The sequence below is a fragment of the Flavobacterium chungangensis genome (assembly GCF_042654045.1).
Taxonomy (GTDB): domain Bacteria; phylum Bacteroidota; class Bacteroidia; order Flavobacteriales; family Flavobacteriaceae; genus Flavobacterium; species Flavobacterium chungangensis.
In genome coordinates this window covers 92,743-104,714 of sequence record NZ_JBHSFY010000001.1, presented here as the reverse complement: position 1 = coordinate 104,714, position 11,972 = coordinate 92,743, and the positions used below count along the sequence as shown (strand labels likewise).

11 protein-coding genes and 1 tRNA gene are annotated in these 11,972 nt (G+C 33.6%); 7 read left to right on the top strand and 5 right to left on the bottom strand.

Annotated elements, in window-relative coordinates; genetic code table 11:
* Nucleotides 1-88: 88 nt before the first annotated feature.
* The 3 genes from ACFO3N_RS00450 to ACFO3N_RS00440 form a co-directional block, all read right to left on the bottom strand.
* Nucleotides 89-328: a DUF6814 family protein gene (locus tag ACFO3N_RS00450; RefSeq protein ID WP_379794765.1), complete on the bottom strand. Its 240-nt coding sequence runs from the start codon at nt 326-328 to the stop codon at nt 89-91.
* Between the two features lie 14 nt (nt 329-342).
* Entirely contained in the window at nt 343-1,836 is a 1,494-nt protein-coding gene (locus ACFO3N_RS00445) for an MFS transporter (RefSeq protein WP_379794764.1), read from the bottom strand.
* 365 nt (nt 1,837-2,201) lie between these two features.
* Nucleotides 2,202-2,274 (bottom strand) — tRNA-Phe (locus ACFO3N_RS00440).
* A 99-nt stretch (nt 2,275-2,373) separates the two neighbouring features.
* Between ACFO3N_RS00440 and ACFO3N_RS00435 the strand changes: the two genes are divergently transcribed.
* From ACFO3N_RS00435 to ACFO3N_RS00405, 7 genes are all read left to right on the top strand, one after another.
* Nucleotides 2,374-3,108 carry a type III pantothenate kinase gene (locus tag ACFO3N_RS00435; RefSeq protein WP_379794763.1) on the top strand — a complete coding sequence of 245 codons (735 nt, stop codon included), beginning with the start codon at nt 2,374-2,376 and terminating at the stop codon, nt 3,106-3,108.
* Entirely contained in the window at nt 3,101-4,330 is a 1,230-nt protein-coding gene (locus tag ACFO3N_RS00430; protein ID WP_379794762.1) for a hypothetical protein, read from the top strand. Before ACFO3N_RS00435 ends, ACFO3N_RS00430 begins: the two co-directional genes overlap by 8 nt.
* A gap of 51 nt (nt 4,331-4,381) precedes the next feature.
* Nucleotides 4,382-4,939, top strand: coding sequence for an LPS export ABC transporter periplasmic protein LptC (gene lptC, locus ACFO3N_RS00425; RefSeq protein ID WP_379794760.1), 558 nt, complete (start codon nt 4,382-4,384; stop codon nt 4,937-4,939).
* Between the two features lie 4 nt (nt 4,940-4,943).
* On the top strand, nt 4,944-5,138 hold the full coding sequence (locus tag ACFO3N_RS00420; RefSeq protein ID WP_095928142.1) for a hypothetical protein: 195 nt from the start codon (nt 4,944-4,946) through the stop codon (nt 5,136-5,138).
* A gap of 2 nt (nt 5,139-5,140) precedes the next feature.
* Entirely contained in the window at nt 5,141-6,397 is a 1,257-nt protein-coding gene (locus tag ACFO3N_RS00415) for a hemolysin family protein (RefSeq protein ID WP_379794758.1), read from the top strand.
* Nucleotides 6,398-6,504: 107 nt separating this feature from the next.
* Nucleotides 6,505-8,604 carry a peptidylprolyl isomerase gene (locus ACFO3N_RS00410; protein WP_379794756.1) on the top strand — a complete coding sequence of 700 codons (2,100 nt, stop codon included), beginning with the start codon at nt 6,505-6,507 and terminating at the stop codon, nt 8,602-8,604.
* A gap of 420 nt (nt 8,605-9,024) precedes the next feature.
* Entirely contained in the window at nt 9,025-9,468 is a 444-nt protein-coding gene (locus ACFO3N_RS00405; protein WP_379794754.1) for a hypothetical protein, read from the top strand.
* A gap of 20 nt (nt 9,469-9,488) precedes the next feature.
* Here ACFO3N_RS00405 and ACFO3N_RS00400 read toward each other — a convergent pair whose 3' ends face one another.
* Nucleotides 9,489-10,397, bottom strand: coding sequence for a GYDIA family GHMP kinase (locus tag ACFO3N_RS00400; protein ID WP_379794752.1), 909 nt, complete (start codon nt 10,395-10,397; stop codon nt 9,489-9,491).
* A gap of 115 nt (nt 10,398-10,512) precedes the next feature.
* Nucleotides 10,513-11,826 carry a hydroxymethylglutaryl-CoA reductase, degradative gene (locus ACFO3N_RS00395; RefSeq protein WP_379794750.1) on the bottom strand — a complete coding sequence of 438 codons (1,314 nt, stop codon included), beginning with the start codon at nt 11,824-11,826 and terminating at the stop codon, nt 10,513-10,515.
* Nucleotides 11,827-11,972: the final 146 nt, after the last annotated feature.

Here is an 11,972-nt window from a genome sequence, read left to right as displayed (position 1 = left end):
TTTTTTAATGCAAATGTTTTATTTTGATGTTTTTATATCTTTTGAAGTAATTGAATAAGCAGATATTTTTTTTGTGGTTTAGCTATAATTATTTATTTGTTTTTCTTTTAGTGTCGTTATATTCTCCAATTAAAGAATAATATCCAAATGTTCCTAATCCCATAACGATTAGCGGAGTAAGTATAAATAAGATTATTACACCAAATACTAAATCGTCTTGTTGGTCTGAAAGAAGTTTAGGCAAACCAAATTCAAACACGCAAAAATAGGCAGCAGCTGCGGCCAAAGCAATCCATAACGCCCCTAAAACTTGTTTAATCGCATTCATTTTTTTTGTAAATTTTAAAGGTGAGTAATTTTGTTTTTGTTGTCAATATAAATCATTCCAATAACAAAGCAGATTCCAGCAATAATTATAGGATACCATAATCCGTCCAGATAAAAATCGGCTTTGCCTGCTGTTTTGGCGTGTGATACAAAGTAAGTAGAGATAGCAGGGAGCAATCCTCCAAAAATTCCATTTCCGACATGATAAGGCAGTGACATAGAAGTATATCTAATTTTGGTTGGAAACATCTCCACTAAAAATGCCGCAATCGGACCATAAACCATGGTCACAAATAATACTTGAATAAAAACCAGAAAAATTAAAGTCCATTTATCATTAGGAGTTATTTGAATTGAGACACTTGTTTGCACATCTTTTTTCTCCATGTACGTTTTTTTCTCGATTACGGTTGTACCATCTGTATATTTTTTTTGAATGGTTGTAACAGAACTTCCATCAGCTTTCTTTTCGGTCGTTTCTCTAGGATTTTCTGCGATTTCTGTTTTTTGGTTAATGTCTGTCGTGTTGTACATGGCTTTATAAATAGGTCTGTAGGATAAAATTGCCAATAGCATTCCGAACATCATAATGTATTTGCGTCCAATTTTGTCGCTCAGCCATCCAAAAACAATAAAAAATGGAGTTCCAATTAAAAGAGCAATTCCTAATAATTCATCAACTTGAGAAGAATCAACATTCATTACCGTTTTCATAAAGCTCATCGCATAGAATTGACCTGTATACCAAACAACACCTTGCCCCATTGTAGCTCCGAACAAAGCCAAAAGAATAAATTTTAAGTTGTATCGGTTTCCAAAACTCTCCTTTAACGGATTTGTACTTGTGGTTCCTTCTTTTTTAGCTTTCGCGAAAACTGGAGATTCGTCCATGTTTTTTCGAATTAAATACGAAACTCCAACCATCACAATCGAAACCCAAAAAGGAACGCGCCATCCCCATAAATCAAATGCTTCGGCAGAAAGCACGCTTTTAGTAGCTAGAATAACCATTAGAGAAATAAATAAACCAACAGTCGCAGTGGTCTGAATCCAAGAAGTCCAATATCCTTTTTCTCCAGCAGGTGCGTGTTCGGCAACATACGTAGCGGCTCCGCCATATTCACCTCCAAGAGCAAGGCCTTGCAGTAGGCGTAAAATCAGAACTAATAAAGGAGCGAGAAAACCAATCGTTTCATAACTCGGGATACAGCCAATTAGAAAAGTAGAACCACCCATTAATAATAAGGTAGCCATGAAAGTGTATTTACGCCCAATAATATCGCCAAGTCTCCCAAAGAATAAAGCTCCAAAAGGTCGAACTACAAATCCTGCGGCAAATGTGGCCAAAGTGGATAAAAACGCTGCGGTTGGATTGTCGTTTGGAAAAAATTTAGTTGAAATAACGACAGCCAGACTGCCAAAAATGTAAAAATCGTACCACTCGATCATGGTGCCCATAGAAGAGGCTGAAATTACTTTCCAAATGCCCTTAGTAGAAGTTTTGCTCATAAAACTGCTTTGAGATCTTGTTAGTGAATGAATTCTAAAAATACAGTTTTACGAATATAGAAGATATTTCGTTATTCACTTAATACTTTTTTAACAAAAACTATTTATTTGTTGACATTTGGATTTAACCGCAAAGAGCGCAAAGAAAAAAGCGCAAAGGTTCGCAACGTTTTTTTGAATTGGCGCACAAAAGAAAATTTGAAGAGGGTTTAACCGCAAAGAGCGCAAAGAAAAAACGCAAAGGTTCGCAAAGTTTAATTTTAAAAACTTTGCGAACCTTTGCGTAAACCCTAGCGTTCATTGCGGTTAAAAAAAAACAGAAAAGTATAAAAACAAAAAACCCGAATATTTCTATTCGGGTTTCGTGGTACCTCCAGGGATCGAACCAGGGACACATGGATTTTCAGTCCATTGCTCTACCATCTGAGCTAAGGTACCGTGCTTGTTGCGGGTGCAAATATATAATCATTTTTGGTTTGTGCAAAACATTTTTTAGAAAAAATCTATTCGTATCTTCGCAAAAGCAAAAAAGGAAATATGATTTTAACGATAGATGTTGGCAATACCAGAATTAAAGCGTCTGTATTTGAGGATAATACTTCTCTAGAAAATTTTGTTTTTGATAAAATTGAAATCGAAAAAAAAATTGAAAAAATTTTAGAAAAATACCCAAAATGCTCCAATTTGGTTGTTGCTTCGGTAGGAAATATCGAAAAACAGTCCTTTTTGACTTTTGAAAACAGACTAAAAGTTCACTTTTTTACCCACGAAGATGTTTTTCCTTTTCAGAATAAATATGCAACTCCAAAAACTTTAGGAATAGATCGAATGATTTTGGCTGCAGGGGCAACACTCCAATTTCCAAAACAAAACCGTTTGGTTATCGATGCCGGAACTTGCATAACCTACGATTTCATCGACGAAAATGATAATTATTTAGGAGGAGCCATTTCTCCAGGGCTTCGTTTGCGATATGAATCACTGCATAATTTTACGGCCAGACTGCCGTTACTAACCTTAGAAGAGCCCGACTCTTATGTAGGAAACTCAACGGCACAGGCTATACATTCTGGTGTTGTGAACGGTTTCGTCTATGAGATTGACGGTTTTATCGATGAATATCGGAAAGAGTTTTCAAATTTTATCATAATTTTAACGGGTGGCGATGCAGATTTTTTGGCTAAACGATTAAAAAATACCATATTTGCCAATTCAAATTTCCTTCTGGAGAGTTTGAGCCAAACATATCAATATAAAATCGACAATGATTAAAAAAGTAATACTAAGCGCTTGTTTGCTTATATCGTTCGTTTCATTCGCTCAACAAGGTACTGCTTCACCTTATTCTTTTTTCGGAATAGGAGATGTGAGATTCAAGGGAACACTTGAAAACAGATCTATGGCAGGAGTTGCAGTAGAGCAAGATACGATTCACTTAAATATAGAAAACCCGGCAAGTTATGCCAGCTTAATCCAGACAACTTTTACAGTTGGAGGAACATTTGCTACTTCTAATTTAAAGACGACTTCTCAATCAGAAAAAGCACAAAGAACTACTTTTGATTATTTAGCATTAGGTATTCCGATGGGAAAATTTGGTGCTTCATTTGGTTTGATTCCAGTAAGTTCAGTAGGATACAAAATTCGTAATGACAATTCGGCTACAGAAGGCGCATTAAATTCTCAACTTGATGGAAAAGGTGGTGTAAATAAAGTGTATTTTGGTTTATCATATAAAATAATGAAAAACTGGAATATTGGAGCAGATGCACAATATAATTTCGGAAAAATTACAACTACAACTATAGAAGGTATTACTGGAGTTGAAAGCGGAACGGCAGAAGTGAATACGTCTGAACTTTCGGGCATGGCATTTAGTTTCGGTACGATGTATCAGAAAAAAATCGATAAAAAAACCAGCATTTTTTCTAGTTTAAGCTATACTTTCGCTAGCAATCTGAATTCAGACAATAGGAGAGCTATTTCGGTTCAAGGAGATTCTGACCCTTATATTTCTCCAACAGAAACAACAAAATTAAAACTTCCTAATAAATTGAGCGTTGGTTTTGGTATTGGTGAATCTAGAAAATGGCTTGTGGGAGCTAACATGACTTTTCAAGGAGACGGACAGCTAGCAAACTATTATAATGAGGCAAGTAATGTAAGATATGAGAGCTATTCTAAATACGCTCTTGGTGGATATTATCTTCCAAATTATACTTCTTTTGCTAGTTATTTGAGTAGAATTACTTATAGAGCTGGTTTGAAATATGAAAAAATCGGTCTTATTGTAAATAATGAATCTATTAAAGATGTTGGAATGAGTTTAGGAGCTGGAATTCCAATTACAGGATCTTTCTCAAATCTAAATTTCGGAATTGAATTTGGTAAACGTGGTACAACAGCATCAGATTTAGTGCAAGAGAATTATGTTAATTTTAGTGTGAGTTTCTCTTTCAACGACAAATGGTTTGTGAAGAGCAAATTCCAATAAACAGAATATTTTATCTTTTAGAAGCTCATTACAATTTACTACATTTGGCAAATGAATTTACCAAAAAGATATAGTCTATTAGTTGTCACAGTTATTGCTGTGACACTATTTTTTGGATGCGAAAGTAATTTTAAAGAAGTTCAGAAAATTAACTTCTCAGAATTTGTTCCTGCTAGTGATGCCGATACTGTAAATATTAAATACACAGATTCTGGACGCATTACAGGGGTTTTGATCAGTCCGAAAATGCTAGATTATTCCAATCTTGATTTTCCTTTTACAGAATTTCCTAAAGGAATCGATGTTACTTTATATGATAAAAAGCAAAAGCGTACCTTTATCAGAGGTAATTATGCGGTTTCCTATAAAAACACCGGAATTATTGATTTGATCGGAAAAGTAAAGATTACTTCTGAAGAAGGACAGGTTTTAGAAACAGAACAATTGTATTTCGATCAGAAAAACGAGTGGTTTTATACAGAACGAAAGTTCAAATTGACCGATAAAAAAGGGGTTTCCTATGGTCAGGGAATAGATTTTAGTAAAGATTTTAAAGTGATTAATTCGCAGCGAATAAGCGGTGAAATTGAATCAGACGAAGAATTATAATATTATGGGTTATTTAAAATATACACAATACGTTTACATCCTTTTTGCGGTTTTCTTTACTTATGATGGTATTGTAAAACTAAATGAAGGCGATGAGAGTTATCCTTTCTATTTTGTAATTGCAGGGATGGCTGTTTTTATGTTTTTCTTTAGGAGAAGATTTCTTAATAGGCATAATGACCGTAACAAAAAACAATAAAAATGGAAATTAGTATTATAATACTCTGTTTAATACTAGCTGCCTTTTTTTCTGGGATGGAAATTGCTTTTACATCCGCCAATAAAATTTATCTCGAAATAGAAAAGAAACAAGACGATTTCTTGTCTCGAATCTTAACAAAATTAACCGAAAATCCTTCTAAGTTTATCGCTGCCATGCTTATAGGCAACAATGTAGCTTTGGTGATTTACGGTTTTTTTATGGGCGATCTGATTTTAGATTGGATGGCTTATTTTGGTTTAGTTTTTTCTGATTGGTGGAATATCCTTATCCAGACACTTCTAGCTACATTTGTAGTGCTACTGACTTCAGAATTTTTTCCGAAGGTGTTTTTTCAAATTTATGCCAATTCTTTAATTAAGATTTTGGCACTTCCGGCTTATTTATTTTACCGATTGTTTTATTATATCTCGACTTTCTTTATTTGGATTGCAGATTTTGTGTTGAGTAAATTTTTTAAAACAGAAGGAAACCAAATCCATTTGTTTAGTCGAATTGAGCTAGGAAATTACATCACAGAGCAAATGAGCACGGTTGAAGAAGATGAAGAGGTAGATTCTGAAATTCAGATTTTTCAAAATGCTTTAGAATTTTCAGCTGTTAAGGCACGCGATATTATGACACCTCGAACAGAGATTGTCGACATAGATTTATTTGATACTGTAGACGATCTTAGAGCCTTATTCATAGAAACTGGGTATTCTAAAATTATCATAAGCCAAAATTCATTAGATGATATTGTAGGTTATGTTCATTCCTTCGATTTGTTTAAAAAACCAGCTACAATAAAATCGGTTTTAATGACCGTTGAATTTGTTCCAGAAACCATTTTGATTAAAGATGTTCTGAATTTATTGATCAAAAAACGGAAAAATGTTGCAGTAGTTTTAGATGAATATGGCGGGACTTCAGGAATTATTACAATTGAAGATATTGTAGAAGAGCTTTTTGGAGAAATTGAAGACGAGCACGATTTAGATGAAGAATTGATCGAAGAGCAAATAGGAGAAGGCAAGTATTTGTTTTCAACCAGATTGGATGTTGAGTATTTGAATGAGACCTATAAATTAATGATTCCAGAAGAAGATTCTTATGGTACCTTAGGAGGTTTTATTGTCCATCATACAAAAGAAATCCCACAAAAAGGAGAAAAAATTGTAATAGATAAGTTTCATTTTTATATTGAAGAGGCATCAAATAAGAAAATAGAACTAGTCAAAATGACAATTAACGACTGATTTTTTAAATTAATGAAAAAAAATGTTGAAAATAAAACGCTAGTTGTATTGTTATTAACTAGATAATTGTATTTTCGCAAACTGAATATAAAATTAACGATAATAAAATGGCAGTTTTAGCAAAAATTAGACAGCGTTCCGCTTTATTGATAGGAGTTATTGCACTTGCATTATTTGCATTTATAATACAAGATCTATTTACAAGAGGAACATTTGGTCAAAGTTCAAAAGATGTAGGAAGCATCGATGGAAAAGATATTTCATTTGAAGACTTTAGAGTTAAAGTTAGTAATGTTGAAAAAAGTGGGCAAGGTATAACTTCCACTGAAGCTGCAAACAGAGTTTGGGATCAAGAAGTTTCAATCGCTTTATTGTCATCTCAATTTGATAAATTAGGATTGAGAGTTGGTGAAAAACACATTTTAGAGGTTTTAAAATCAGATCCAAATATTGGTAAAAACCCAATGTTCTTAAACGCAGCAGGAATTTTTGATGTTGTTAAGTTTAAAGATTATTTTAAAACAAATCCAGAAGCTGCACAATACATCGCTGAGAAAGAGAAAGATGCTGAATTGAATGCTAAGTTTCAAATCTATAATACTTTAATTAAATCAGGACTTTACACAACTGCTAGTGAAGGAAAATTAAAGTATGAAATGGAAGCTAATAAAGTGAGTTTTGCTTATGCAGCAGCTCCTTATTCTTCTATTAAAGATAGTGAAGTAAAAATCTCTGATGATGAGATCGTAGCTTACATGAAGAAAAACGAGAAAAAATTCAAAGCTGATGCAACTCGCGAAATTCAGTACGTTTTAGTTGAAGATAAAGCTTCTAAAGAAGATGAGGCTGAAATTAAAGCTAAATTAACTGCTTTGTTATCAGGAAGTGTTGTTTACAATGCAAAAACAGGTAAAAACGATACATTGCCAGGATTTAAAAGTGCAACAAACATTGCGGAATTTGTAAATGCAAATTCTGATGTGCCTTATGATTCTACTTATGTTCCTAAAAATGCTTTGCCAGCAGTTGATGCTGACAAATTATTTAGCTTACCAGCTGGAGCAATCTACGGACCATACGTATACGGAAGATATTATGCGATCTCTAAATCTTTAGGATTTAAAGCGGGTGTTAATGCAAAAGCAAGTCATATCTTAATTGGTTATGAAGGATCTCAAACTCCAAATCCAAAAGAGAAAAGAACTAAAGAAGAAGCTAAAGCTAAAGCGGAAGAAATTTTAGCTCAAGTTCAAGCTAATCCAGATAGTTTCATGATGTTGGCTTTTACAAGTTCTGATGATTCATCTGCACAGCAAGGTGGTGATTTAGGATATTTTGGACCAAACCAAATGGTAAAAGCTTTCAATGATTTTGTATTCAGCAACGGAATTGGTAAAGTTGGTTTAGTAGAAACTCCTTTCGGATTTCACATTATCAAAATTACAGACAAACAAGACGGAATTCGTTTAGCTACAATCGCTCAAAAAATAGAGCCTTCTGAAGCTACATCTGATAAAGTATTTACATTAGCGACTAAATTCGAAATGGATGCTGCTGATAAAGATTTCAACGCTGCAGCGAAAGAATTAGGTTTAAAAGTGGCTCAGCCAGTGAATGCAAAAGCTATGGATGAAGCGTTTGGACCATTAGGAAACCAACGTAACATTGTAAGATGGGCTTTTGATAAAGAAACTGACAAAGGAGATGTAAAACGTTTTGAAATCGCAAACATCGGACACGTTATCGCACAATATAAAGGGGAAAACAAATCAGGTTTAGTTTCTGTTGATATGGCAAGACCTTATGTTGAGCCAATCTTGAAAAATAAGAAAAAAGCAGAATTGTTAAAAGCTAAAATGCAAGGTTCTAGCATTGAGGCTATTGCTAAAGCTGCAGGAGTTGCGGTTCAACAAGCGACAGATGTAACTCTAGATAATCCTGTATTGCCAGGTGGAGTTGGACAAGAGCCAAGAGTAGTAGGTAATGCATTTGCTTTAACAGCAAACAAAATCTCTGCTCCAATTGAAGGAAATACAGGTGTATATGTTGTTAAAAACATTAAAACTGTAAAAGCTCCTGCAATTGCTAATCATGCTGCTTATGTAGAGAAAGTAAAAGCTCAAAGTGCTAATGATGCAAGTAGAGTATTACCAGCGTTGAAAAACAATGCTAAAATTGAAGATAACAGATTACAATTTAACTACTAGTTTTATTGCGTTAAAAAGGTTAATATATATAAAAGCCCAAAACATTTTAGTTTTGGGCTTTTTTTGTTTTAGTGACTTTGCTAAAATTTTGGTTTGGTAATTAGCGTTTTTTAATTTTTATAGATCTAATAAAGAGTTTATCTATTTTTAAAAAGTAAGTTTTATTTCAAGATTAGATAAAACACGCACAAGGAATTGGTAAAGGTTTTCTGTCCTTATTGAAGCAAATATTTTTCTTTGTATTAATTTTCCTAAAGTATATAGGGATTATCGAAATTTAATTTGAAAAACTTGTGATTTTCAAAATATTACAGTTTATTTGCTCGATTTTTTATTTTAACAAATTTTTGGCTTTTGCTGGAAAATAAAATAAGGAACAAACCACAACCAAAAGCAATATCCTTAATAATTAATCATTTAATGTTTTTTACTTTTAATTTTTTTAGAAAGAAGCCGAGAGTATATACCAAAATAGAAAGTCATATTTATGGGATTATTATCGAGCTTTTAAAAGTGGCCAGCACCGACATCAATGTTGATGAATTGGGTGGGAAGTATTATTTGAGTAATGAAGAACAGCATTTTAAAGTTACTATTTTGAGTAACGATTATGTGATCAGATTGACCAATACACATGATTCTGTTGCCGAAAAATATGATAAAGTTTTTGTAGAAGATGTTTTAAGAGCGGTAAAAGAAGAGAAACACCGCCGAATGGAAGTGGTTTATGATTCTATTACAAACAGTATCGAAAAAATGGCTGAACGCTTGCACAATAGGCTTATAGAGTCTAATGAGCAAGAAAGTAAAGCTGTTCGTCGTTTGGAGACAAAGCACGTTAAAAGCACTAAAAAGGCTAACTAATGTCTTTTTTCAAAATTGATTTATAAAATCATTTCTTCATAAGTCAAAATCGTCTCATATCCTTTATTAAAGAAATAGTCTTTCGGATTTTCTTTAGAAACTACCATAACAAAATCGCCGCCCCAAGCTCCTAGACTTTTAATGACACCATTAAAATCAGGAAAAACAGCTTCTTTTATAGTTTGCATTTCTAAGACCTTGCTCAAATGAATTTCATGTTTCTGGACTGCAGAAGCAAAATCTTTTAATGTTTGAGCATGAAGAATCGCGTTAGTGATTTTATTGTTTTCTGCAACTCGGTCTGCCAAATGATTGTTTTTGTGATTGTTGTAAGAGAAAATAGCAGATTTGCTATTTTGCTTTTTATTCAAATAAACAAAATAAATGTGCTCCTTAAAGTCTGGGTTAAATTCAACTTGTTTTACAAAATTATCTTTTATTCTGTATAAAACAGGGGTGTTGTTTTGTGCGCACGCAATATCGTAACCGCTTCCTCCAAAGCTATTGTTTAATAGCGTAAAAGCATTAATTTCAGTCCACTGCGCAATATTATTTATAAGAGTCGAGGAAGTTCCTAATCCCCAGTTTTTTGGAAAACTCAAATGCGTGCTTACTTTATAGCCTGTAGCGTTATCAATAAACTTTGGATTTAAGATATAAGCTTCATGCAGGATGTTGACTAAAGTCGATTTTACCGTGTCAATTTGAGAGTCTAAACCTTTTATAACTTCGTCAAATGAAATAGTCTCTTCAAACCATAAGTGTTTGTCGTAATCATAACTTTTCCATTCGATTTGTTTGTCTTCTGAATCTTCAATCACTAAATCTTGACCAAATTTTGTAGGCAACGCAAAAGCATCTGCTCCATCTAAAACTAGGTATTCCCCGGCAATAAAAAGTTTTCCGTTACTATAAAAGGTTGTTGACATACTTGTTTATTATTTAAATTCTAAATCTAAATTTCAAATTCCAAATGTGAAATTCCAAATTCCAAGTAGGAAATTTGGAATTTGGTACTTAAAACATTGGAATTTTTTGACTTTGTTATTTTCTTAAGTTTTCAATAAATTCTACCACAGCGCTATGAGAAACAGCTGTTTTTTTGAAGTGCGTTTTAATTAAATGACGCTCTTCATCGGTAGCTTCAAATTGATTGATGATGTTGTTAAGGTGCATTTTCATATGGCCTTCCTGAATTCCAGTTGTGGTTAGCGAGCGCAATGCGGCAAAATTTTGTGCTAAACCTGCAACTGCTACAATCTGCATTAATTCTGGTGCGGATGGTTTTTCTAAAATTTCTAAGCACAATTTTACTAATGGATGTAAAGAAGTTAAGCCACCAACAGTACCAACTGCAAGCGGAATTTCAAGCCAGAAAGTAAAGATCCCGTCTTCTATTTTGGCGTGAGATAAACTCGCGTATTGACCATTTCGGGATGCATAAGCGTGGACGCCAGCTTCTACGGCTCTAAAATCGTTTCCTGTTGCTAGAATTACAGCATCGACACCATTCATAATCCCTTTGTTATGGGTAACCGCTCTAAAAGGTTCTACTTCTGCAATTTGAACAGCTTGCACAAAACGTTCAGCAAACTCTTGAGGATTGGTGATGTGCTTTTCTGCCAATTCTTCAACTGGGCAAGAAACTTCGGCTCTAACCAGGCAGTGTGGCACGTAGTTAGAAAGAATACTCATTATGACCTCTAAACTTTCACCATTTTCACATAAGTCAGAATTTTGAACTTCTTCTTTTAAAGTTGAAGCAAATTGCTCTAAGCAAGAATTGATGAAATTGGCTCCCATGCTGTCTTTGGTTTCAAAAGTAGCATGAAGCTGATAGTAGTTTTCAAGTAAACTTCTTTTGTCTTTTAGTTTAATATCTAAAATTCCTCCGCCACGCTGCTGCATATTTTTGGTAATACTCTGCGTTTCCGAAAAGAATTTTGGCTTTAATTGGTCAAAAAACTGAGTTAGTTTTTCTGCATCTCCACTATAAGTAAAATGCACCTGACCAATTTTTTCAGTATTGATAATAGTAGCTTTAAATCCGCCTCTTGTAGACCAGTATTTTGCTGCTTTTGATGCTGCTGCCACTACAGAACTCTCTTCGATTGCCATCGGAATTGTTTTGTATTTTCCGTTAATCAAAAAGTTAGGGGCAACTCCAAGTGGAATATAAAGGTTTGTAATGGTGTTTTCTATAAATTCGTCATGAAGCTGCTGAAGCTTTTCGTCTGAATTCCAGTAATTTCTTATAATATTTTGTGCCTCTTCAGGATTTGAAAAATATTCATTTGCAATCCAGTTAATTTTTTCTTTTTTGGATAATTTAGAAAATCCGGCAACAGCGTTGTTCATTCTCAATGTATTAAATAATATTGTGTGTACAAAGATACTATTTTAAGAGTTTTGATTGCAATCTATTTCAGACATGAAAGTACGCAATCGTTATTTTTTTTAACATTTAACACTTAAAATGTGTATTATGTTTATTTTTTTTACTA